Annotated in this window: 19 protein-coding genes and 1 tRNA gene; 6 read left to right on the forward strand and 14 right to left on the reverse strand. The window is 65.8% G+C overall.

Translation table 11 applies throughout. The annotated features are described in order from the left end of the window. Positions 1–38 precede the first annotated feature (38 nt). From U9J33_RS00230 to U9J33_RS00240, 3 genes are all read left to right on the forward strand, one after another. On the forward strand, positions 39–620 hold the full coding sequence (locus U9J33_RS00230) for a DoxX family protein (RefSeq protein ID WP_054438188.1): 582 nt from the start codon (positions 39–41) through the stop codon (positions 618–620). A gap of 70 nt (positions 621–690) precedes the next feature. Further along, entirely contained in the window at positions 691–1,200 is a 510-nt protein-coding gene (locus U9J33_RS00235) for a nuclear transport factor 2 family protein (RefSeq protein ID WP_054438190.1), read from the forward strand. Between the two features lie 55 nt (positions 1,201–1,255). Then, positions 1,256–1,331, forward strand: a tRNA-Val gene (locus U9J33_RS00240). 8 nt (positions 1,332–1,339) lie between these two features. Here the strand turns inward: U9J33_RS00240 and U9J33_RS00245 are convergent. The 6 genes from U9J33_RS00245 to U9J33_RS00270 all read right to left on the reverse strand — a co-directional run bounded on the left by U9J33_RS00245 (position 1,340) and on the right by U9J33_RS00270 (position 7,753). Beyond that, positions 1,340–1,642: an excalibur calcium-binding domain-containing protein gene (locus U9J33_RS00245; protein ID WP_324697077.1), complete on the reverse strand. Its 303-nt coding sequence runs from the start codon at positions 1,640–1,642 to the stop codon at positions 1,340–1,342. Between the two features lie 42 nt (positions 1,643–1,684). Further along, positions 1,685–2,608 (reverse strand): SDR family NAD(P)-dependent oxidoreductase, encoded by a 924-nt coding sequence (locus tag U9J33_RS00250; protein WP_185998509.1) that lies wholly within the window; start codon positions 2,606–2,608, stop codon positions 1,685–1,687. A 50-nt stretch (positions 2,609–2,658) separates the two neighbouring features. Further along, positions 2,659–3,879: a CaiB/BaiF CoA transferase family protein gene (locus tag U9J33_RS00255; protein WP_185998508.1), complete on the reverse strand. Its 1,221-nt coding sequence runs from the start codon at positions 3,877–3,879 to the stop codon at positions 2,659–2,661. After that, complete coding sequence (locus tag U9J33_RS00260; RefSeq protein ID WP_324697080.1) at positions 3,876–4,898, reverse strand: alpha/beta hydrolase; 1,023 nt, start codon at positions 4,896–4,898, stop codon at positions 3,876–3,878. The genes U9J33_RS00255 and U9J33_RS00260 overlap by 4 nt, the downstream gene beginning before the upstream one ends. Before the next feature lie 109 nt (positions 4,899–5,007). Then, positions 5,008–6,144 carry an FAS1-like dehydratase domain-containing protein gene (locus U9J33_RS00265; RefSeq protein ID WP_132388156.1) on the reverse strand — a complete coding sequence of 379 codons (1,137 nt, stop codon included), beginning with the start codon at positions 6,142–6,144 and terminating at the stop codon, positions 5,008–5,010. A 31-nt stretch (positions 6,145–6,175) separates the two neighbouring features. Next, positions 6,176–7,753, reverse strand: a complete 1,578-nt coding sequence (locus tag U9J33_RS00270; protein WP_324697084.1) for an acyl-CoA synthetase — start codon at positions 7,751–7,753, stop codon at positions 6,176–6,178. 129 nt (positions 7,754–7,882) lie between these two features. Here U9J33_RS00270 and U9J33_RS00275 point away from each other — a divergent pair, with 129 nt between their 5' ends. After that, positions 7,883–8,674, forward strand: coding sequence for an IclR family transcriptional regulator (locus U9J33_RS00275; RefSeq protein WP_324697086.1), 792 nt, complete (start codon positions 7,883–7,885; stop codon positions 8,672–8,674). A gap of 38 nt (positions 8,675–8,712) precedes the next feature. Here the strand turns inward: U9J33_RS00275 and U9J33_RS00280 are convergent, their stop codons facing one another. Then, positions 8,713–9,486: a helix-turn-helix domain-containing protein gene (locus tag U9J33_RS00280; protein ID WP_324697088.1), complete on the reverse strand. Its 774-nt coding sequence runs from the start codon at positions 9,484–9,486 to the stop codon at positions 8,713–8,715. Between the two features lie 211 nt (positions 9,487–9,697). Here U9J33_RS00280 and U9J33_RS00285 point away from each other — a divergent pair, with 211 nt between their 5' ends. Next, on the forward strand, positions 9,698–11,107 hold the full coding sequence (locus tag U9J33_RS00285) for a methyl-accepting chemotaxis protein (RefSeq protein ID WP_054438322.1): 1,410 nt from the start codon (positions 9,698–9,700) through the stop codon (positions 11,105–11,107). 65 nt (positions 11,108–11,172) lie between these two features. Here U9J33_RS00285 and U9J33_RS00290 read toward each other — a convergent pair whose 3' ends face one another. Genes U9J33_RS00290 through U9J33_RS00305 form a run of 4 tightly spaced genes read right to left on the reverse strand, consistent with a single transcriptional unit; the run spans position 11,173 to position 15,384 of the window. Next, a complete protein-coding gene (locus tag U9J33_RS00290; RefSeq protein WP_324697091.1) occupies positions 11,173–11,625 on the reverse strand; it encodes a MaoC family dehydratase in 453 nt (150 codons plus the stop codon). Then, entirely contained in the window at positions 11,625–13,466 is a 1,842-nt protein-coding gene (locus U9J33_RS00295; protein WP_054438326.1) for an acetyl-CoA carboxylase biotin carboxylase subunit, read from the reverse strand. The genes U9J33_RS00290 and U9J33_RS00295 overlap by 1 nt, the downstream gene beginning before the upstream one ends. Continuing rightward, positions 13,463–13,777 (reverse strand): DUF3088 family protein, encoded by a 315-nt coding sequence (locus tag U9J33_RS00300; RefSeq protein WP_324697094.1) that lies wholly within the window; start codon positions 13,775–13,777, stop codon positions 13,463–13,465. The genes U9J33_RS00295 and U9J33_RS00300 overlap by 4 nt, the downstream gene beginning before the upstream one ends. Positions 13,778–13,782: 5 nt before the next feature. Next, positions 13,783–15,384, reverse strand: coding sequence for a carboxyl transferase domain-containing protein (locus tag U9J33_RS00305; RefSeq protein WP_324697096.1), 1,602 nt, complete (start codon positions 15,382–15,384; stop codon positions 13,783–13,785). Positions 15,385–15,507: 123 nt separating this feature from the next. On the opposite strand from U9J33_RS00305, the gene U9J33_RS00310 reads away from it, so the two are divergent. Beyond that, positions 15,508–16,362 carry a LysR family transcriptional regulator gene (locus tag U9J33_RS00310; RefSeq protein ID WP_324699084.1) on the forward strand — a complete coding sequence of 285 codons (855 nt, stop codon included), beginning with the start codon at positions 15,508–15,510 and terminating at the stop codon, positions 16,360–16,362. Here U9J33_RS00310 and U9J33_RS00315 read toward each other — a convergent pair. From U9J33_RS00315 to U9J33_RS00325, 3 genes are all read right to left on the reverse strand, one after another. Further along, the gene (locus U9J33_RS00315; RefSeq protein WP_324697098.1) at positions 16,359–17,360 is read right to left on the reverse strand and encodes an LLM class flavin-dependent oxidoreductase; all 1,002 of its coding nucleotides are present in this window, start codon (positions 17,358–17,360) and stop codon (positions 16,359–16,361) included. The two genes, U9J33_RS00310 and U9J33_RS00315, sit on opposite strands and share 4 nt — an antisense overlap. Before the next feature lie 90 nt (positions 17,361–17,450). Next, on the reverse strand, positions 17,451–20,894 hold the full coding sequence (locus U9J33_RS00320; RefSeq protein ID WP_324697100.1) for an indolepyruvate ferredoxin oxidoreductase family protein: 3,444 nt from the start codon (positions 20,892–20,894) through the stop codon (positions 17,451–17,453). Between the two features lie 266 nt (positions 20,895–21,160). After that, a complete protein-coding gene (locus tag U9J33_RS00325; protein ID WP_324697102.1) occupies positions 21,161–22,207 on the reverse strand; it encodes a DUF2889 domain-containing protein in 1,047 nt (348 codons plus the stop codon). Between the last annotated feature and the right edge of the window lie 12 nt (positions 22,208–22,219).

Consider the following 22,219-nt stretch of genomic DNA (forward strand, 5'->3'; position numbering starts at 1 on the left):
GCTTCTCCGGGCATGAATGCCATGTCGGGAGAGAAGACATGTCCAAGATCGCAGCCATAATCGGGCGATTCCTGATCGCCCTGATCTTCGTGATTTCCGGCGCCTCCAAGCTGATGGACGTCGCTTCTACCGAAACCATGATCGTCGCCACCGGCCTGCCTGCCGGCCTCGCGATTCCCACCGGCCTGTTCGAACTGATCGCCGGCCTCTGCCTCGCCGCCGGCTTCATGGTGCGGCTGGTCGCGGTGCTGCTGGCGCTGTTTACCGCGGCGACGATCCTGTTCTTCCACAACCGCTTCACCGACCCGATGCAGCAGATCATGGCGCTAAAGAACGTCGCGATCATCGGCGGCCTGTGCCTGGCCTTCGCGCACAGCCAGATGTGGAACCACTACTACGCCATTACCCGCGAGCGCCGGGGAGAACTGGCCGCGCGCGATGCCGAGGAACGTATCCGCGATGCCGAACTGCGCGCCGCGCGGGCCGAGGCACGGGCCGAAGCCATGACCGACGGCCATGTGGCCCCCGGTTATGTCGAGGCCGCACCGCGCACTGTCATTACCGACTACAACCATGACGGCGTTCCCGAAGTCCGCCGTCGCCGCTGGTTCGACTGGTAGTTGCGCTTGACCCGCCTTCCTGCATTCGTGACTCCTTGTAGGAGCACACTGCGGGAGGGCGGAATTGACAATGGAAGACATGCTCGCGCGCGAGGCGATCCGTGACGTGATCGCCCGCTACACCATGGCCGGCGATCGCCTGAAGATCGATGACTTCGCCGCCTGCTTCACCGCCGACGCCATCCTGGAAAGCGAGCACGTTCCGGCAGACCGCGCGTTCCGCTTCGAAGGCCATTCGCAAATCCGCGCCTGGCAGCAGGGCTGGCTGGACAGCGCCGCCACCGGCACCCCGGTCCACGCCGCCACCTTCGTGCGTCATCACCTCACGACCTCGCAGATCGAGATCACCGGCGATGGAAACGCGGCGGCGCGCACTTACTGGCAGGCCTGGACGAACATCGGCCCCGACCACGCCGGAATCTACCTGGACCGGCTGCGCAAAGAGGCGGATGGCCGCTGGCTTATCGCCCATCGCCGCGTGCGGATGGACTGGGAAGCGGAGAACAGCCTGTTCCGCACGGCGATCCCCCTTTCGCGCGAGGCGAAAGGAAACGGCACAAACCACGCTTCACCCGGTTGACCCGGCCGAAAATTGTCGTAAAGCGGCGTCCACCAAGCACTTCACGAAGTGCTCCGGGCGGTTAGCTCAGTTGGTAGAGCATCTCGTTTACACCGAGAGGGTCGGGGGTTCGAGCCCCTCACCGCCCACCATTTCCCTCCTATTCGCAGGCGATTCCATCGCCGTCCCGGTCCAGCCCCGGACGGTATCCCGCGTCACCACGGCGCAGCGGAGCGGCGCCCGCTGCCCGCGCGCTGGCGCAATTGGGATAATAGCCCGCTCCGCCCGAGGACCGCTGCGGCCTGACAGGCGCGGGCGCGGGCGCGGCCCTGCTGCCGTGGCAATGATAATCCCCCGTCTTGCGGTTGCTATGACAACCGGCCGCATTCACGCCGCCCGGATGGGCCGAAACCACGCCGGGCAAGGACATCAGGGTGAATGTCAGGCAAATGAGAAAGCGCATCCTGAATGCGCTAGCATTAAATCCTTGAAATGCAGATAATTGTCAGGCGGCCGTGGTCGCCCCGCGAATCACGCCGAAACCATAGAGAAGGTGTTCGAGCTGCCCATCGGGCACCGGCGGAAACGCCAGCGTCTCGCCGCCCTGCCGGATAACGTCGATATCTGCGGAAACCTGCTCCAGCGACCAGTCCTGGCGGAACGCCCCCTCGTTCTCGGTGATGCGCGCGCGCGCCAGGCGGCCGCCCATCGCCACGAACATTTCGCCGGTGGCCTCGCAGCTTTCGTGACAGAGATAGCCGACCATCGGCGCCACCTGTTCCGGCTCCATCGGCGGGAACTGGCTGGTGTCGATCCCTTCCGACATGCGGGTGACGGCGGCAGGAACGATCAGGTTGGATTTCACATCGGCGTGCTGCCCCTCGATCGCGGCGGTGTTGGACAGGCCCATGAAGCCCGCCTTGCACATCGCGTAAGTCACATTGTCGGACTTGCCGTAGAGCCCGTTGATCGAGCTGGTCAGCACGATGCGGCCATAGCCCTGCGCCATCATGTGCGGGAAAGCCTCACGCACGACGTGGTAGGCGCCCTTCAGATGAACATCGAGGACGCTGGTGAAATCCTCGTAGGAAAGCTCGGAAAGGCTGCCCCGCCGGACGTTGCCGGCCGAGTGGATCAGGATATCGATCCGCCCGAAGGCATCGAGCGCCGCCCCGATGATGGCTTTTCCGCCTTCAGGCGTGGCGACGCTGTCCGTATTGGCCACCGCCTCTCCGCCGGCCGCGCGGATTTCAGCGGCAAGCGCTTCCGCCGGACCTTCCTCGGTGGCATCGCCCGCCATCGAGACGCCAGGATCGTTGATCACCAGCTTGCAGCCCCGGCTGGCCAGCAACAGGGCATGAGCCCGGCCAAGCCCGCGCCCGCCGCCGGTGATCACGGCGACTCTATTGTCAAAGCGCAGGTCTGCCATCTGGAAATCCTCTCAAGTCTTGTCCCGCCAGCCTTGCCCGATGTGGGGGCTCAGGCAACCACTCCAGCGTTCCGCAGCTGCGCAATTCGCTCCGGCGAAAGATCGAGCACGTTGCCAAGGATCGCATCGGTGTGCTCGCCCAATACCGGCGGCGCGCTGGGCACGGGCTGGGGCGCGTCGGTGAAGCGGATCGGGCGATTGACGATGGGGATCGGCCCCAGCGTGCTGTGCTGCGTTTCCACCACCATCTCGCGCTCCACCGCCTGCGGCTGCGCCAGCGCTTCCGAAACGCCGAGGATCGGGGCATGCGGCACTTCATGCGCGGTGAATATCGCCACGAGTTCGTCCACGCTGTGCCGCTCGGTAAAGGCGCTGACGATGGCGTTCACCTCGGTCCGCGCATCGCGGCGCTTCTCCAGGGTGTCGTAGCGCGGGTCTTCGGTAAGTTCGGGCCGGTCGATCGAGCGGCAGATACGGCTCCAGAAGCCCGGCGTGAGGCAGGCGACCACGATCGAGCCCTCCCGCGCCGGGAAAATCCCGTAAGGCACGAGATTGGGATGCTGCGACCCCACCCGGCTCGGGTCCGTGCCGTTGAAGAAGGCAAGCTGCGCGATATAGCCCAGCATCCCGATCAGCCCGTCCATCAGGCTGACGTCGATATGCCGCCCCACCCCGGTCCGCTCGCGTTCGTAGAGCGCCGAGAGGATGCCGATCGGCCCGTTGATCCCGCCAACCAGATCGCCCAGCGGGATGCCCAGCTTGGTCGGCAGTCCGTCAGGCTCTCCGTTCATCGAAAGCGCGCCGGACATGGCCTGCAGCACGATGTCGAAACTGGGCCGGTCCTTGAGCGGCCCGGTCTGGCCATAGCCCGAGATCGAACAGTAGATCAGGCGCGGGTTGATGGCCTTCATCGTATCGTAGCCGAGCCCCAGCCGCTCCATCACACCCGGCCGATAGTTCTCCACCAGCACGTCGCACTTGGCCGCCAGATCGCGAACGAGAGCCAGCCCTTCCTCCGTCTTGAGATCGACGACGATGGACTGCTTGCCGCGATTGACCGCGAGGTAATAGTGGCTCTCCCCATCGCGAAGCGGCGGGAAGGAGCGGGTTTCGTCACCCGTGCCGGGCGGCTCGATCTTGAAAACCTCGGCGCCCATGTCGGCCAGCGCGAGGCTGGCGGCGGGGCCTGCCAGCACGCGGGTAAAGTCGATCACGCGCACACCGGCGAGCGGCCCGGCCCAAGCCCGGTTTACCGGTTCGTCTGCATTCATCGGGACAGGTTCTCGCGAAAGAAGGAGAGGATAGCCGCCACGGCATCGCGCCCCTCGGGCATGTGGAGGCCGTAGTGGTAGCAGTGGCCCATGCCCTCGCCGACGATCAGCGTCGAACGGATGCCGGCCTTGAGCAACTGCGAATTTGTGAAGATCGCCGGGCTGAGGTCCATCGCGCGGGTGCCGGTGATGATGAGCGTGGGCGGAAAGGTCGCCAGCACGTCCAGGTGATAGCCCGGCCAGGCGCTGGGATCGCGCGGATCGCAGCCGTCGAAATAGCCGCGCGTGATATCCATGGGCGTGCTGCCGTCAGCGGGTGGCGGCGGGAAAGATGCGTCGATATAGCCTGCGACATAGGCAGACTCTCCGGTTCCGAACGGCACTCCGCCCGCGCCGAAGATGCCCACCGCGCCCGCTTGCGGCAGTCCATGCGCCGGCAGCCAAGCGGCGGCCTGCGCCGTCAGTGCGCCGCCTGCGGAACCGCCATAGATGCCGATCCGGCCGGGGGCATAGTCCGCCAGCAGCGCGGCATAGACCGCCGCGACATCTTCCACGCCTGCCGGATGGCGATGCTCGGGCGCCATGCGATAGTTGACGCTCACGACGCGATATCTGCCAAGCGCGGCAATGGGGATCGCCTCGAGAAGCGCGATCCCGTCCCACCCGACGGTGAAGGCTCCGCCGTGCAGGTTTATCAGCACGCGCTCGGGATCGTGGCTGCCGTCGGCCGGGGTCACGTCGAGCACCTCCACGCCGCCGATGGTCCTGGGGACGATCTCTACCGCGAAATTGTCGCGCAGGCGGGCGACGCCCTGCGCGGCATAGGCATTGATCTGTTCACGCCGGGCGGCGATGTCCGCTTCGTTCTCACCGGCGGCATCGAAAGCGGGGGTGGTGGCACGCATGCGCTGGAAGGCTGCGGCTTCCTCGCTCAGCAGGCTGGAAACGGGCAAGGTGAAGGCCGGAACCCGCACATTGCCATTGGCCTCGAACTGCGGCGCTGCTGCATCCTGTCCCACTGCCTGCTCTCCCGTTTTCTCACGGCCACTCATACGACACGGCCCGAACCTTCTGCAAAGGTCCGGGCCGAAATCGCCATGCCGCTATCGGCGGCAATGCCTCTTGCGATCAGCCCTTGCTGGGCAGTTCCGCAACGGCGGTGCCGAAGGCCGAGAGTTCGCCGCGATGGGTGGTCGCCTTCTGCGACACTTCGACGAACTTCTTGCCGCCTTCCTCGAACTTGCGCGTCACTTCGCCGGTGATGATGATGGCATCACCGTCCGGGTTGTGGCGGCGGATCTGGCAGTCCGACTTGGTAAGGAAGCCGTCGTCGCCGATCCAGTTGGTCATGTGGTGCGTCAGCCACGAGCAACGCTCCGGACCGTAGTCGTAAGCGCCCGGCGCGCCCACTTCGAGAGCAAAAGCTTCGTCCCAGTGCACGCGCTCGGGGCAGTCCGGCACGTTGAAGCGGTTGCGGATGCCCAGACCCGGGTGGGCCTTCTGCATCTTGTAGGCCAGCTTGTTGGCGCGGATGTAGAGGCCGCCCCAGCCTTGCGCGTAGCAGATGAAGCCGGTGACGGTCATCGGGCCCTTCATCATCGGCGGCAGCTTGTCGCCGACGTTCACGTCCTCGAAGTAGCGCGGGGTGGCGCCGCGGATCTCTTCCTGGTCGTAGATGTCGTAGAATTCGTCGAGCTGTTCCTGGGTGAAGGGCTCAACGCGGCCGCGCGCTTCGGTGTACTTGGTGCCGCGCTCGCGGGCCTCGTCACGGTCGGTACGGAACACCCAGCTGTCGGCGCCGGCAACCTGCTCGCCGTGCTGGTTGAAGAAGTCGACGTGGTAGATCTGCTGGAACGAGCGACCGGCGAACTTGGTCTGATGCTCGACCAGATCCTTGAGATAGGCCACCGTGGTGATGGTGTCGTTGCGCAGCACCGGCTTCTGCCAGGTCCAGTCCGCACCCGCCCACATGGCGTGCACGCCCGAAAGACCGCCGCAGTAGCCCGAGACGATGCGGCTGGTGGTGAAGAGGAACGAAGGCAGCGCGACGATCGAGCCGTACTTCGTGTTCTTCGCATATTCCGGATCGCACCACAGCGGATTGTCGTCGCCGATGCCGTGGGCATAGTGGCGGATCGCGTCACGGGTGGCTTCGTAGTTCCACGGCTCGACGGTGTTCTCGATCTTCACGCCGATGCGGGCGCGCAGATCGTCGAGGCCGGCCTCGGTGATCTTGGGGAACTTGGACTCTGCTGTGGTTGCCATTTCGGTACTCTCCTGAGTTTTCGGATTGGGTTCAGCCGACCGCTTCGGCGGCCTTCGCCGCTTCGCGATCGCGCAGCATCTTGCGGTGGACCTTGCCGGCCGGGTTCTTGGGAAGCTCGTCCACGAACTCCACGATGCGCGGGAATTCATGCTGGGCGAGCTTCTGGCGGGTGAAGTCCTGAAGCTCCTTTACGAAGGCATCGTCTCCGGCGCGGTTCGCCACGACGAAAGCCTTCACCACTTGCCCGCGCTTCTCGTCCGGCACGCCGATCACGCCGCATTCGAGCACGTTCTCATGCCGCAGCATGGTGTTCTCGATCTCGACGGCGGACATCGTCCAGCCGGCCGAGATGATCACGTCGTCGGCGCGGCCGCAGTGGTAGAAATAGCCGTCCTCATCGATCTTCGCGCGGTCCTTGGTGGTCATCCAGGCACCGCCGCGCCAGAGCATCAGTTCGCCGATCTCGCCGGGCGCGGTGGGCGTACCGTCAGGGCGCTGCACTTCCAGCTTCTGGCCCGGAACCGCCTTGCCCAGCGATCCCGGCTTCACCGTGAAGTCCGGTGCGCCGGGATAGTTCACCAGCACGACGCCGATTTCGGTCGTGCCGTACATCGAGCAAACCGGAACCTTGAAGGCTCCGTCGATGAATTCCAGAGTCGCCGGGTCGATCGGCTCCCCGGTGTAGGACAGCTTGCGGAAGTGGAACTTGAAGTCCCCCGCCGCGCCGCTGTTTTTCATCATCCGGTAGTGCGTAGCCGCGGCCGACATGTTGGTGATGCCGTAATCGTCCAGCGCCTTCATCAGCCGCACCGGATCGAAGCGTCCGGCGAAAGTGCCGGTGGTGACGCCAAGACCGAGCGGCGCCAGCGTGCCGTGCCACAGACCGTGCCCCCATGCGGGCGAGGACGGACAGAAAAACTCATCGCCCGGCCTTATCCCGGTGCCGTAGAGCGCCGCGAACATCAGCGTAACCAATGCCTTGTGCGTGTGCTTCACCGCCTCCGGCAGTTCGCGCGTGGTGCCGCTGGTGTACTGGAACACCGCCAGGTCGCCCGCCCTGGTCTTAGGTTCATAAGTGGCCGGATACTTCGCGATCTCGTCCAGCAGGCCATCGTCCGCGACGATCACGCGCAGCCCGTTTTCCGCCGTCACCGCCCCGCGTGCGAGCTCCGCCTTTTCGGCATTGGTGATGAGGATCGATGGCTTGCAGTCGTCGATCCGCAGCTTGAGCGCGTCGGGACCAAACAGCGTGAACAGCGGCACCGAGATCGCCCCGGTCTGCATCGCCCCGAACAGGCAGACGTAGAACGGCAGCGAGGGTTCCAGCATGAAGGCGATCCGCTCACCCGGCTGCACGCCCTCGGCATCGAGCCAGTGCGCGAACCGCGCGGCACCAGCGGCAATCAGATCGAAGCTGAGGATTTCATCGCGGCCATCTGCGTGGGCAATCCGCACCGCCGGCCGTCCCGAACCATCGGCATGGCGGGTGATGCACTCATGCGCGATGTTCAGCACCTCGCGGTCGCCGTCGAACAGGTCCCACAGCGCGGCCGAAGAGGCGTGCGCCTGCGCATCGGCATAGCTCGAAAGGTCGGTCAACTTCACCATCGCTCATCCCGCTTCCGCGCCAGCACGATTCGCTTCTCGCGATTCGGCGCCGACCGTTTGTTCTTGTGTTCAGCAAATGTGATGAAGCAGGCTTGTTTTGTAAATATTGAATGTTATTCTATATATTGAATGGCTAGCCCCACAGATCCTCTCGAAGACGCCGTGCGCGCCAGCAAGGCTCCCGCCATCGCCCGGGCGGCAGCCGTGCTGCGCCTGCTCGGGAAACGTGGATCGCCCATGGGGGTACAGGCCGTGGCGCGTGAACTGGGGCTCGTGCCCAGCACCTGTCTCTATGTTTTACGGGCGCTTGTGGCCGAGGAACTGGTCGCTTTCGACCCGGACACCAAGCGCTACGCTCTCGATGCCGGGGTCCTCACCCTCGCCCGCGCCTGGCTGAAACGGGACCAGTTCAACGACCTCGCGCAGTCCCCGCTCGACCGTATCTCGCGCGAGTTCGGACTGACCACATTGGGTGTGCAGATCTTCGGGCTCGACCACATCATCGTCACCGCGATGGCGCAATCGGGCGAGGCTTTCCAACTCTCGACCCAGGTCGGCAGCCGCTTCCCCGCGCTTGTCTCCGCCACCGGCCGCTGCATCGCCGCCTTCGGGGCGCCGGACCTCGAAGCGCTGCGCCCCCGGTTCGAAGCGCTGCGCTGGGACGAGGCGCCGTCATGGCAGGAATGGTGCGCACAAGTCGCCGAAGCGAAGCTGACCGGGATCGCCGTGGACGACGGCCACTATATCGCCGGGGTCACCGTGATCGCGGCGCCGGTGTGGAAAGGCGGTCGCGGCAGCGGCGCCCCCTCCCACGCGCTGGTCGCCATCGGCATCGGCGCGACCTTGCGCGGGGAGATGGACCGGGTGAAGCAGGCGCTGGTCGGCGCGGCGCGGTCCCTCAGCGAGCATCTGGCGGGCTAGGGGAAGTCCAAAGGGACGCCCCCGTACGCGCGCCCAACCTACTCGATGGTCACACCCGCCACGCGCCACACGCCATTTTCGCGCGCCAATGAAACCGTCTCCACCGCATCCGCCTTGTTGGCATAGCTGGTGCGGAACTTCACGACTTCATAGCCGGCAGGCGGCGCGGGCAGGTTCTCCTGGCTGAGCAACGTGCGCGAGATCACCGCCCCCAGCGGCACCCGGACCCTTTCGGAGGTCTCCGCCCATACCTGCAGGGTGTTCAGCTTGTGGAATGCGGAGCCGGTGCCCTTGTAGCTATCCTCCCAGCGGCCCTGATCCACCAGCGTCAACCATTGGCGCGCCGCATCGACGACCTCCTGATTGACCGCAGAGGTCGGTGCTGACGATGAGGGCGCGGAAACTTGCGTCAGGCTGGCGAGCGCCAGAAGGCCGAGGGCAATGGTCATGAGCAGAACTCCGATGCTGATCCGGGGATGGCGATGGAGCCACCCTGCGCCGCCGATCGGCGCCTCTGCCCCATCCCCCGGGCGCGCCGCCGCGTCTGCCCCGATTTGCGCGTCCACAAGCAGTTCGGGGGTCGGAAAGCCGGTCCGGTCACTCTCCACCTCCAGCAGCAGGCGTGCCGCTTCCCGGCTGCTGGACACCGCCATCTTGCGCCGCGCATCGCGCAGCCGCTCGTTGATCGTGTGGACCGAAAGGTCGAGCGTGCGGGCAATGGATTTGGCGTCATGCCCCCTCACGATCAGGCGAAGCGTCTGCTTCTCCTTCTCGGTAAGGCCCCAGGAAGCGTGTTGCACCGGCATGTTCATACCTTCTGCCGACTATGTAAGGCGCCCCGGCTCCACCACCCCGAAAAATTTGTACTTCCGGTGCCGGGCGGTGATCCCGCCCTCATGCCTTTGCCCGCGCCGCTAGTTGAATCCCCTTAGCGGCCATCCGCCAATCCTTCGCAAATGCCGCGTACATCACGGGCTCGCCGGAGGCACATGTCCTCGCGGAAAATGGTCAGCGAGGCCGAGAATGTTCAACTGGTTCGAAAAATACGCGCCGATCCGGCTCAAGTTCCGCACCCTGTTCTATGTGCATGGTCTGTGGGGGCTGCTCTCGACAGCTGGCTCGGTCCTCGCCGCCCGACATTTCACCGTGGCCGGAATCGGCCTGGCGGTCGTGGCGCTCGCAGCATCGCTCGTCACTGTGAAGATCAGCGGCAAACTGATCTGCGATCCCTATGTCGAGACGGTCGTTCGCATGGAAGGGCTGGCTGCCGGCGATCTTGTCAGCCCGATACGTTTCACCGATCACAGCGATTGCGTGGGCCGGATGACCAAGGCCATGGCGGTGTTCCGGGACAATGCCGTCGAACTCCAGCTCAACTCCACCCGCCAGCAGATGGTGGACTCACTGGAACGCGGCCTGCTCTCGCTTGAAGGCGGTGACATGGCGGTCAAGCTGGAAACCGCCTTCGCCGATGAATATGAAAGCCTGCGGGCCAGCTTCAACCGCACTGTCGCCGGTCTGGAAGCGAGCATGGCGCAAGTCGTGTCCTCCGCCGAAAGCGTGCGCACCGGTTCGGCCGAAATCCGCGCCGCGTCGGATGATCTCGCGCAGCGCACGGCAAGCCAGGCGGCCACGCTGGAACGCACTTCGGCTTCCATGAAACATGTGACGGGCATGGTGGAAGTCACCGCGCGCAGCGCCGGTGAGGTTCGCATCGCGGTCGGCGCGGCCAGCGGGGACGCCGATGACGGTGCCAAAGTCGTGCGCAATGCGGTTACCGCAATGGACGCGATCGAGAAGAGCTCGCTGCAGATCAACCAGATCACCGACCTGATCGACGGCATCGCCTTTCAGACCAATCTGCTGGCGCTCAATGCGGGGGTGGAGGCCGCGCGCGCTGGCGATGCCGGGCGCGGTTTCGCCGTCGTCGCCAACGAAGTGCGGGCGCTGGCCCAGCGATCGTCCGATGCGGCGCGGGAAATTCGCGGGCTGATAACCACGTCGTCCACGCAAGTCGCGGAAGGGGTCGATCTGGTAGGCCGGACCGGCCGCATGCTGGAGCGGATCGGCACCCGGATCGCCGAGATCAACAAGCTGGTCGATGCGATCGCCCAAGGGGCGGAAGTGCAGTCCGAGGCCTTGACCGACATCAGCGGCGGCGTCGCCAGCATGGACCAGATGGTCCAGCAGAACGCCGCCATGGTCGAGCAAACCGCCGCCGCGGCACGCGGCCTGGCCTCGGAAGCGGAAGAACTTGCCGGACTGACCGCGCGCTTCAGGCTGAACCAGGGTACAAATGCACCGGTGCGTCTCCTGTCACGGCGCGCGGCGCCCGCCCCGGTGGCCGCCCCGCTACGCCCCGCGCTTATGCCGGTAAGCCGAAACTTGGCGGTCAGCCCCTCGAACTCCGGTGAGGATTGGTCCGAATTCTAGGTTGAAGTGCCGGTCATTCCCCGGACCGTGCCAGCTTCGCCGACCGGATTAATTACGCCAGAGCGTCAGGAAGGGCGCTTCTTGAGGAGGACGGTGCGCAGCATCGAGAGCGCAGTCTCGCCGCGCTGGTTGGTCAGTTCGTGTTTGAACACGACGATGCCCTGCGAGGGCCGAGACTTGCTCTCGCGCATTTCGACCACTTCGGAATGGCAGGTGAGCGTATCGCCGATGAAGGTCGGCTTTGGCGTCACCACCTTGTCGAAGCCGAGATTGGCGACGAGCGTGCCCACAGTGGTGTCGGCAATCGATAGGCCCACGGCGAGGCTGAAGGTGAAAGTGGAATTGACGAGGATCTGGCCGAATTCGCTCTGCCTGGCGAATTCGGCGTCCAGATGGAGCGGCTGCATGTTGTGCGTCATGGCCGAGAACATCAGGTTGTCGGTCTCGGTGACCGTGCGGCCGGGCTGGTGCGTGATCCGGTCCCCCACGGTCCATTCGTCGAAAAACCTGCCCGGCATTATTCGCTCTCCTCGATCCGGGCGAGCAGGGCTTCGACCTGCACTTGTGCCCCGGCAGTGGCGTTGAGTTCGGCAACCGTGCCATCGAACGGCGCGGTCAGGGTGTGTTCCATCTTCATCGCTTCGAGCGTCAGCAACTTCTGGCCCTTGGTGACGATCTGGCCCTGGGCCACATCGACCGCGATCACCTTGCCCGGCATCGGCGCAAGGATCGCGCCCGAGGCATCGACGCCGCCATGCACACCGTCACGGCGCCACGGCGTAAGCAGCCAGGCCTGTCCCTGCTCGGTGACCAGCACGCCTTCATCAGGCTCATCACTGCCATCGCCGGTCAGCGCGATCTCGACCTTTTCGCCATCGAGCGAGAACCACGCGCTACGCGCCGGTGCAGCATTGAGGCGGAAACCGGGCAACGAATTTGCCGGTACCAGGGAATTGGCAGCAGCCTCCAGCACTTCGTCCGAAGGCACCGGGGCCTGCGCCATGGCCTCGCCGTCGCGGGCGATCAGGCCGGTGTCGACCTTGCCCGCCGCGAAGTCGGGATGCTGCAGGGCCTTCACGAGGAACGAGGCATTGGTGCGCACCGGCCAGACGGCGCTGTCCTCCAGCATCTCGCCCAGTCGTTCGCGCGCTTCGTCACGGTCTTCGCCCCAGGCAATGACCTTGGCGATCATCGGGTCATAGAAGGGCGAAACTTCGGCCCCTTCATAAACGCCGGTGTCGATGCGGCCGCCTTCGGCATCGCCGAACTCCAGCAGTTCGAGCTTGCCGATGCTGGGCAGGAAGCCCTTGGCCGGGTCTTCAGCATAGAGGCGCGCTTCCATCGCCCAGCCGTCGATCGTGAGGTCTTCCTGGGATTTCGGCAGCGGCTGGCCACTGGCGACGAGAAGCTGCCATTCGACCAGATCGACGCCGGTGATCTCCTCGGTCACCGGATGCTCGACCTGCAGGCGCGTGTTCATTTCCATGAACCAGATGCGGTCTGCGGAAAGCGGGCCGGAACCGTCGGCAATGAATTCGATAGTGCCGGCGCCGACATAATCGACCGCCTTGGCCGCACGCACCGCCGCCGCGCAGAGCGCCTCGCGCGTTGCGGCATCCATGCCGGGCGCCGGAGCTTCCTCGATCACCTTCTGGTGGCGGCGCTGGAGCGAGCAGTCGCGTTCGAACAGATGGACGACGTTGCCGTGGCTATCGCCAAAAACCTGCACTTCGATATGGCGCGGACTGGCGATGTACTTCTCGATCAGCACGTGGTCGTTGCCGAACGAGGACGCCGCCTCGCGCTTGCACGATGCCAGTGCGTCAACGAAAGCCTCGGGTGCCTCGACCAGCCGCATGCCCTTGCCGCCGCCGCCGGCAACGGCCTTGATGAGCACGGGATAGCCGATCTTTGCGGCTTCTTCTGCCAGGAAGGCAGGCTCCTGATTCGCGCCCATGTAGCCCGGCGTCACCGGAACCCCGGCCTCCGCCATCAGCGTCTTGGCCGCGTCCTTGAGGCCCATCGCGGTGATCGACGAAGGGTTCGGCCCGACCCAGACCAGCCCCGCGTCCATCACCGCCTGCGCGAACGCCGCGTTTTCTGAGAGGAAGCCATAGCCCGGGTGGATCGCCTCGGCGCCGGTCTGCTTCGCAGCGGCAATGATCTTCTCGCCGACAAGGTAGCTTTCCCGCACGGCAGAGGGCCCGATATGCACGGCCTCGTCCGCCTCGCGCACATGCAGCGCATCGGCGTCGGCGTCGGAATAGACCGCAACGGTGCGGATGCCCATCTGGCGGGCAGTGCGGATGACGCGGCAGGCGATTTCGCCGCGGTTGGCGATCAGCAGCGACTGGATCATGGGTGACGCTCCGGGAAACCGTGACGGGTGTGCAGCGCCGCAAGGACGCCCTCGATATCGCCCGCGAAGCCGCCTTCGGCAAAGGCGAGCGCGGGGAGGTTCTGGTTTTCCTCGCCCAACATGGCGACCACCGCCGTGCGCGGTCGCGGCCAGCCCACGCGGACCACTTCGATCTTGCCCGCCCGCTCCGGGAACAGCGCCAGCAGGCCCTCCACCGTCACGCAATCCTTGCAGTAGAAGCGACGCGCGCCGCCGAATACCGGATCGGCATAATCGGTATCGAGTACGAAGAGTCTATCCTTATCGGCCATCGCCATCACATCCTGAACACGCCGAACTGCGGCCTTTCGGGGATCGGTGCCTCAAGGCACGCCGCCAGCGCAAGGCCCAGCACGTCGCGGGTCTGCGCCGGGTCGATCACCCCGTCGTCCCACAGGCGCGCGGTGGCGTAGTAGGGGTTACCTTCGTCCTCGTACTTCTGGCGGATCGGGGCCTTGAACGCCTCGGCCTCCTCGGGCGACCACTTCGCGGCATCGCGGTGGACGGTGGCCAGCACCGAGGCCGCCTGCTCGCCGCCCATCACCGAGATGCGCGCATTGGGCCAGGTGAACAGGAAGCGCGGATCGTAAGCGCGCCCGCACATGCCGTAATTGCCTGCGCCGAACGAGCCGCCGATCAGCACGGTGATCTTCGGCACCGTGGCGGTGGCCACGGCAGTGACGAGCTTGGCGCCATGCTTGGCGATGCCTTCCGCCTCGTACTTGCCACCGACCATGAAGCCGGAGATGTTCTGCAGGAACAGCAGCGGAATGCGGCGCTGGCAGGCCAGTTCGATGAAGTGCGCGCCCTTCTGCGCGCTCTCCGAAAACAGCACGCCGTTGTTGGCGAGAATCGCCACCGGCTGCCCGTGGATATGCGCGAAACCGCAGACCAGCGTGGTGCCGTAAAGCGCCTTGAACTCGTGGAACTCGGACGCATCGACGATGCGGGCGATCACCTCGTGAACATCGTAAGGCGCGCGCACGTCCTCGGGCACTACGGCATAGAGTTCCTCGGGATCGTACTTGGGCGGGCGCGGCTCGCGCAGCGGCTGGTCGTGATGATGGGCGGGGCCAAGGTGGCTGACGATATCGCGCACGATGGTCAGCGCATGTTCGTCATTGTCGGCAAGATGGTCGGTCACGCCAGACTTGCGGCTGTGCAGGTCGCCGCCGCCCAGATCCTCGGCAGAGATCACCTCCCCCGTCGCCGCCTGCACCAGTGGCGGGCCGGCCAGGAAAATCGTGCCCTGCTCCTTCACGATGATGGATTCGTCGCTCATCGCCGGGACATAGGCGCCGCCGGCGGTGCAGCTTCCCATGACGCAGGCGATTTGCGGAATGCCCTTCGAGGACATCTGCGCCTGGTTGAAGAAGATGCGGCCGAAATGGTCACGATCCGGGAAAACCTCGGCCTGGTGCGGCAGGTTGGCGCCGCCGCTGTCGACGAGGTAGACGCACGGCAGGTTGTTTTCCTGCGCGATCTCCTGCGCGCGGACGTGTTTCTTCACGGTGATCGGGTAATAGGTGCCGCCTTTCACGGTGGCATCGTTGCACACGATCATGCACTGGCGGCCGGAAACGGTGCCGATCGCGGTGATCAGTCCGGCGCCGGGAATGTCGTCCTCATAGAGCCCCTCGGCGGCCAGTTGCCCCAGTTCCAGCAAAGGCGAACCGGGGTCGAGCAGCCGTTCGACACGCTCGCGAGGCAGAAGCTTGCCGCGGGAAACGTGGCGTTCGCGTGACTTCTCGTTACCGCCCAGCGCCGCCCTGGCGACTTTACCGCGCAATTCGGCAACGAGCGCCCGGTTGTGGCGATCGCGCGCCTGCGCTTCGGGACTGTCGAGATTCAGGCTGGTCTGGAGCACTGGTGCGCTCATGCTTCATTCTCCAGTCGGGCCAACGGGCCTCTTCCCAATACGAGTGACTTATCATTCCCGTGTAGACATGCCGGGACCGCAGCGGAAATTGAAAGTTACCGCCCTTCGTAATAGATCGTGTCTATGATCGACCAATATCTCCTGCGCTATTTCCTGGCCGTGGCGGAAACCGGCAACTTCAGCCGTGCGGCGCGCAGCGTAGCGGTTACGCAGCCCACCCTTTCCGCCGGTATCGCCAAGCTGGAGCGGGAACTGGGCGCCCGCCTGTTCGACAGGGATCGCCAACGCGTTGCCCTGACCCCCGCCGGTAGCCGGTTCCTGGTCCGTGCCCGCCGCATCGCCGCCGAGTATGAGCATGCTCTGGTAGAACTCGCGCAGCCCGCCGAAGCGAGCCTGCTGCGCGTGGGCGTCCTCAACACGATTCCCACACAGCTGATCGGCAGCGCCTTGGCCCAGCACCGCTTGCAAGGCTCGGGGGAGGCGCTCGAACTTCTCGATGGCAGCGAACGCGATCTTGCCGAGCGTCTCGAACGCGGGCGGATCGACGTGGCGCTTACCGTCATACGGCCGCACCATGCGCGCTATCGGCCGGAAGTTCTCGCCCGCGAACGCTACATGATGGTGCTGCCGCCAGACCATCCGCTGGCGGATGAGGCCGAAATTCTCGCCGAACAACTGGCGCAGGACCGCATGGCACTGCGCCGCCACTGCGAGGCCCTGCCGGAGATCAACCGCTTCTTCACCCAGCGCGGCGTCCGCCCCCGCTTCGTCCTCAAGACCACCAGCGACGAGCGCGTCCTTGCGGTGATCCGCAGCGGCGCGGGGGTGGGAATGATGCCGGAAGGCTTTGCCGACGGATCGGTCCGCTTCGTGCCGGTGCGGGACTTCGAACTCGCCCGCGAGGTCGGGTTGCTGCACGCCGCTGGCGAGCAGCCGAGCGCCTTCCTCGAAGTCCTGCGAAAGCGGTACCGGACCTAGCCCATCGCTTCCTTCAAGCGCGGCATCGTCGCTTCCAGCAGCTTGAGGCTCTTCCAGCCTTCTTCCGGTGAAAGCCCGCCCAGCAGCGGCTGGAATCCGATCTGCCCGGCGCCGCCCATCGAACGCACCTTTTCAACGAGTTGATCCGGCGTCCACGCCGCGAACATGCCCGCGTGGCGCAGCACGGCCGGGTCTGTCAGCCCCTTGAACGGGGAGTTTGAATCCTCACCCTCGGCGGCTGCCCACTTGGCGTATTCGGTGATGACGTGGACCGCATGCGGCGCGATCGCTTCCCAGCCGGCATCGGGATCCTCGCACAAGTGAACCGCAAGCGGCATGCCGGGAACAGGCCGGAAATAGGTGCGAGGCTGGTGGCCAAGGCGTTCGCATTCGGCCAGGTAGAGGTCCACGAGTTCCGGCTTCATCGGCCCGAAACCGACACCGAACTTCGCCGCGCGCCGGGCCGATGCGGGAACGCCGCCGCCAACCATGACGATATCCTCCGGCGCCTGCACGGAAAGCGGCCGCACGTAGATCGGGCGCCCGTCGAATTCGAATTTCTCGCCACGAAGCGCGCGAAGGATGATCTCCAACCCTTCGTCCATCAGCCGCGCCCGGTCCTTCAGGGATTTGCGGAACATGGCGAACTCGAACGGGACATAGCCGGCACCGAAGATGACGTTGAGCCGGCCGTTGGACATCTGGTCCACGATCGCGATCTGTTCGGCCAGTTCCAGCGGATCGTGCAGCGGCAGGACCACCGCACCCAGCAGGAAGCGGATGCGGCTGGTAACCGCCGCCATGCCGCCAGCCAGCGTGAACGGCTGCGGCAGGTAGCCGTCATCGGAACCGTGATGCTGCATCAGCCCGATCTGGTCGGCACCGATCCTGTCGACGAAGGCGGCCATCTCGATCGCCGCGCGGTAGAGTTCGTGCGTCGGCGTTGCCCAATCGGGCGAGCGCATGTCGAACGAGACGTTGATGCGGATGTTATTCACGGGCCGATTCCCCTCCAGCGGCGATGGGCCCGGTCGTGCGGCAATCGCTTTCGCACGGCAATTTTCGGCGGGTAGATACCGCCCCGGCGGTCAGGCCGGTTCGAGTTCGGGCGAGAGTTCGGCCACGCGGGCGCGGCAGGCAGCGACACCGGCCTCCTTTACCGCACCAAAGCCGGCGATTCGTGCGGGGGTAGCGGCGAGCGCGAGGGCAGTGTCCATCGTTGCCTCCTCCACTTGCGCCGCGATCCGGCGGGCAAGGTCGCGGTACTCGCCGATCAGCGCGCGTTCCATCCGCCGCTCGGCGGTGTGGCCGAAGGGATCTAGCCATGTTCCGCGCAATCCCCTTGCCTTCGCCAGCATCGTGAAAGCCGGGAAAATCCAGCTTCCGAACGCGATCTTGCGCGGGCGGCCGGTCTTGCGATCCTTGCGGAAAGCCAGCAGCGGCGGCGCGAGGTGGACCTTGAGGCGAGGTTTGCCGCCGAATGCGTCAGACAGGCCCGCGCGAAAGGCCGGTGCGCTGTAGAGACGGGCAACTTCGTACTCGTCCTTGTAGGACATGAGCCGACCAAGCTGGCGCGCGATCTCGCGCAGCAGAGGTTCGCTGTCCTCCAGCCCGCGCGTTGCAAGTGTGCCCGCGATTTCGTCAATGAACCTGCGGTATTGCGCAGCATAGGCGGCGTTCTGCCAGTCAGTCAGCAGGCGCTCGTAACGCGCGGTCAGGGCGGCCAGATCGCGCGGCGGCTCGGGTGCCGAAGGCCCAGCATCGGCCAGCGCTAAGAGGTCTTCACCGCCCGCAGCCGCCAATCTTCCCACAGACAGCGCTGCAAGGTTCGCGCGCACCGCCACACCGTTCAGCCGCACCGCCTCCTCCACCGAGGCAAGCCGCACCGGCAGCAGGCCCTTCTGCGCCGCAAAGCCCAGCATCATCAGATTGGTGAAGATCGAGTCCCCCAAGAGCCGCGTCGCCAGCGAGCCCGCGCGCAGGGAGGCGATTCCCGCCGGATCGACGCGCTTGCCGATGGCGTGCAGGAAGCGGCTGGCGGTCAGATCAAGGTCCGGGTTGCGCTGGAATTCGCCGGTAGGCGCCACGTCCTCGTTCGCCAGCACCCGCGTATCGGGCCGCGCCAGTGCCATGACTTCGGGTGATGAGGCCACCACCAGATCGCAGGCGATCACCAGATCCGCCATGCCCGCACCCAGCCGTGCCGAGGGGATCGCCGCTGCATCGGCGCCGATCCGGATATGGCTCGCCACCGCGCCGCCCTTTTGCGCCATGCCGGTCTGATCCAGCACTTTGGCGGCCTTGCCCTCCAGCTGCGCCGCCATCGCCAGCACCGCGCCAACCGTGAGCACGCCGGTACCGCCAATGCCCGCCACCAGCATGGCGGAGGCTCCGCCCGACAAGTCCGCCACCGCCGGTTCGGGCAAAGCGGCGACCATGCGCGCCAGCGCGGCATCGTCCATGCTGCGTTTCCGGAGCGTACCACCCGAAACCTCGACGAAGCTGGGGCAGAAGCCCTTGATACAGGAGAAATCCTTGTTGCAGCTCGACTGGTCGATGGCGCGCTTGCGGCCGAACTCGGTCTCGATCGGCACGACCGAGAGGCAGTTGGACTGCGTCGAGCAATCGCCGCAGCCTTCGCAGACCGCGGGATTGATCCAGAGTCGCTTGTCGGGATCGGGATAGCCCCCTTTCTTGCGACGGCGGCGCTTCTCGTTGGCGCACGTCTGCTCGTAGACGATGGCGCTGGTGCCGGGGAGATCACGCAAGCTGCGCTGGACCGCATCCAGTTCATCGCGGTGCAGCACGCGGGTTCCGGCGGGCAGATCGGACGCAGCAAAGCGCGCCGGTTCCTCGCTCACCAGCACCACCGGGTGGACACCCTCCACCACCAGTTCGCACACGATCTGCTCGGGACTGAGCGCACCTTCTGCGGGCTGCCCGCCGGTCATGGCGACGGCATCGTTGTAGAGGATCTTGAACGTCACCCGGCTCTTCGCCGCCACCGCGGCCCGGATCGTCAGCAGGCCGGAGTGCGTGTAGGTTCCGTCGCCGAGGTTCTGGAACATGTGCGGCGTATCGACGAAATGCTGCGCGCCGATCCAGGGCATCCCCTCCTGCCCCATGCTCACCGTCTGCATGGTGCTGCGTTCGGGCATGTAGTGGGCAAGGCCGTGGCACCCGGTCGCCCCCATCGCCGCCGAGCCTTCGGGCACCACGGTCGAGGTATTGTGCGGGCAGCCCGAGCAGAAATAGGCCGGCCGGATCGCGGTGCGTTCCAGCACGGCTGCGGAGTCTTCCCGCTCACGCAGCATGGCATCCCGCGCGGCTATGTCATCGTGCAGCATACCCAGCGCCGCCATGCGCGCGATCAGCGCGCGCCGCACCATGGCCGCATCGAGCACACCCACTTCGGACAGCAGCGCGGAGCCATCGGGCGCGGTCTTGCCCGAAAGCGCCGGGGCATCGGCGCGGCCATAGAACAGACGGGCGATCTGGTCCTCGATAACGGGCCGCTTTTCCTCGACCACCATGACTTCGGCGCTGCCCCCGCAGGCCTGCCGCACGAACGTCACGTCGAGCGGCCAGACAAGGCCGAGCTTCACGACCCTGACCCCCAGCACCGCACACCCGGCCTCGTCCAGCCCCAGATCTGCCAGCGCCTGGCAGAGATCAAGCCAGGCCTTGCCCGCGCTCACCACCGTCAGCCGCGCGCCGGGCGCCTCGTGACTCACGCGGTCGATGCGATTGAGCGCGGTGAAAAGTGGCACGATCGGCAGGCGCCGCTCGATCACCATTCTCTCCTGATCGAGCGCCGACATCCCGATGCGCAAGTTCGGAGAGGGCCCGGCTGGAATCTCCGGCGGGGCAATCGGGAAGCTGTGTCCGGGCAGTGTGACGGTCGTGGTCAGGTCCAGCGTGTCGGTCACCGCCTTCATCGCCACATAGAGCCCGCTGGCCCGCGACAGTGCCCAGCCGAACTGGCCGAAGCCGAGAATCTCGTCGGTCGTTGCCGGGTAGAGCACCGGGACCATCGCGGTCATCAGCACGTGTTCGGATTGATGCGCGGTCAGCGAGGACTTCGCCGCATGGTCGTCCCCGCAGAGCAGCAGCGCGCCGCCTTTCGGGTGCGTGCCTTCGAAGTTCGCCGCCTTGATCGCCTCCCCCGCGCGCTCGACGCCGACGCCCTTCGCGTACCAGAGCGCAAAAACGCCATCGACGTTGGGCTTGCCGTACCAGTCGAGCTGCTGGGTGCCACGCACCGAGGTCGCCGCCAGTTCCTCGTTCAACCCGGGCTCGAAACGCACATGATGTTCGGTGATCAGCTTTTCGGAGGCCCACAACTGCGCATCGAGCGTGGTGATCGGAGAGCCGCGATAGCCGGTGACATAACCCGCCGTGTTCAGCCCCGCCGCACGGTCCCGCCGCGACTGGTCGAGCAGCAGGCGCACCACGCCCTGCAGCGCCGAGAGCATGACCTGCCCCTCGCCCTGCCTGTACTTGTCTTCCAGCGTGACGACCGTCTTGGTCACTCGAACCCCCGGTTTTCCTGTCCTTGCCCGCGGCCTTTCAGATGCCGGGCGGGGGAGCAAGCAGGGAACGCAGGGTGCGCCGTGGGGGTCAAATGGGGGTGCGGTTGGGGTAGGGAACCGGGTGTTTCGGGCCGTTCAAAACACTATTTCCATCAACACTCCGTCGCCCCCGCGAAGGCGGGAGCCCCGCCTTGGTTGCGCGCTCCTCGAGAACAGTTGGATCCCCGCCTGCGCGGGGATGACGAGCTTGATTTTGCGCGGTCAGTTCAGGCCGGCTGGCGCAGTTCCTCCACAAGCCTTGGCACATCGGCCAGCGCACGCAGGGCGTCGTTGAGGTGCGTGCAGCCTTCCGGCCCGCGCAGCATTTCCAGCACGTCCTCGCGCACCTGGCCCAGATTACGCCCGACGAGCCGCGCGACGTTATGGACGGCGCCGGGGCATTCGCGGAAAGGCAGGATGCGCGCTTCGGGATCGAGGCTCAGCACTTCCAGCGTCTGGGCATCGACGGTTGCGCCAAGGTTGTATTCGTGGATGGCGACCCGGCCACCTTCGCGCAGCCTGGCGCTATCCTGAAAGGCGGAGGCGATGTGGATCAGGTTGCCGTCTCGCGTCACATCGATGCGGCGGGCGCGGCGGAAACCGGGGCCTTCGTGTTCGAGAAATTCGTGCCAGCCCTCCGGATCGGCCGGGTTGCGCAATTGGCCTGCATCGGCATCGGCCACCTTGTCCAGCGCGGCATCACCGGTGACACCGCTGTTCCCCTCCTGCAGCCCCCAGCAGACATTGGCGCGCTGGGCGAGCACGGGGTTGTCTTCATTACCCCCGCCAAGCCGCTGCCTGAGTATTTCCATCCGCTCGGGAAACCACTGGCCCCATGCGAAGGAGGAGACGAGGGCGGTGCCGGAAAGATCGTCGAGCACGAGATAGAGCGGATCGGCCCGCGCAATGAGTTCGGGCATGATCTCGCGCAGGGTCATGCGCAAATGGCCGCCCGCGCGGGCACCCACAAGCGCGCCGATGCTTGCCGGAGCGGAATCGGCGGCGATCTGGGTGATCGTCTTGTCCTCGGTCATCCGCAGCGAGAATTCGCCCATGGCCAGCGAGCGCCCCGTGCCGTCCGGGCCGGTCAAATAGTCGCGCGCGCGGCCGACGAAGAGGCGTTGGCCGTCCACGCCATCGGGCCAGGCGACATCGATGCTGGAGGTGCGGCGCAGCGAGTTCACGGAGCGCAACGGGGCCGGATTGGCCGTCTGGCGCGGGGGCGGCGGGTAGGACGCGGAGGGAATTGGCCCTGTTGGAACTGAGGTCGTCATGGTGGCATCCTG

Source organism: Novosphingobium sp. RL4, from assembly GCF_035658495.1.
Taxonomy (GTDB): domain Bacteria; phylum Pseudomonadota; class Alphaproteobacteria; order Sphingomonadales; family Sphingomonadaceae; genus Novosphingobium.

Bases quoted from the DNA above. Each gene is read 5' to 3' on its own strand.
- U9J33_RS00230 (WP_054438188.1), top strand. From the start codon at position 39: ATGTCCAAGATCGCAGCCATAATCGGGCGATTCCTGATCGCCCTGATC.
- U9J33_RS00235 (WP_054438190.1), top strand. From the start codon at position 691: ATGGAAGACATGCTCGCGCGCGAGGCGATCCGTGACGTGATCGCCCGC.
- U9J33_RS00245 (WP_324697077.1), bottom strand. From the start codon at position 1,642: ATGCGCTTTCTCATTTGCCTGACATTCACCCTGATGTCCTTGCCCGGC.
- U9J33_RS00250 (WP_185998509.1), bottom strand. From the start codon at position 2,608: ATGGCAGACCTGCGCTTTGACAATAGAGTCGCCGTGATCACCGGCGGC.
- U9J33_RS00255 (WP_185998508.1), bottom strand. From the start codon at position 3,879: ATGAATGCAGACGAACCGGTAAACCGGGCTTGGGCCGGGCCGCTCGCC.
- U9J33_RS00265 (WP_132388156.1), bottom strand. From the start codon at position 6,144: ATGGCAACCACAGCAGAGTCCAAGTTCCCCAAGATCACCGAGGCCGGC.
- U9J33_RS00270 (WP_324697084.1), bottom strand. From the start codon at position 7,753: ATGGTGAAGTTGACCGACCTTTCGAGCTATGCCGATGCGCAGGCGCAC.
- U9J33_RS00275 (WP_324697086.1), top strand. From the start codon at position 7,883: ATGGCTAGCCCCACAGATCCTCTCGAAGACGCCGTGCGCGCCAGCAAG.
- U9J33_RS00280 (WP_324697088.1), bottom strand. From the start codon at position 9,486: ATGAACATGCCGGTGCAACACGCTTCCTGGGGCCTTACCGAGAAGGAG.
- U9J33_RS00285 (WP_054438322.1), top strand. From the start codon at position 9,698: ATGTTCAACTGGTTCGAAAAATACGCGCCGATCCGGCTCAAGTTCCGC.
- U9J33_RS00290 (WP_324697091.1), bottom strand. From the start codon at position 11,625: ATGCCGGGCAGGTTTTTCGACGAATGGACCGTGGGGGACCGGATCACG.
- U9J33_RS00295 (WP_054438326.1), bottom strand. From the start codon at position 13,466: ATGATCCAGTCGCTGCTGATCGCCAACCGCGGCGAAATCGCCTGCCGC.
- U9J33_RS00300 (WP_324697094.1), bottom strand. From the start codon at position 13,777: ATGGCCGATAAGGATAGACTCTTCGTACTCGATACCGATTATGCCGAT.
- U9J33_RS00305 (WP_324697096.1), bottom strand. From the start codon at position 15,384: ATGAGCGCACCAGTGCTCCAGACCAGCCTGAATCTCGACAGTCCCGAA.
- U9J33_RS00310 (WP_324699084.1), top strand. From the start codon at position 15,508: ATGATCGACCAATATCTCCTGCGCTATTTCCTGGCCGTGGCGGAAACC.
- U9J33_RS00325 (WP_324697102.1), bottom strand. From the start codon at position 22,207: ATGACGACCTCAGTTCCAACAGGGCCAATTCCCTCCGCGTCCTACCCG.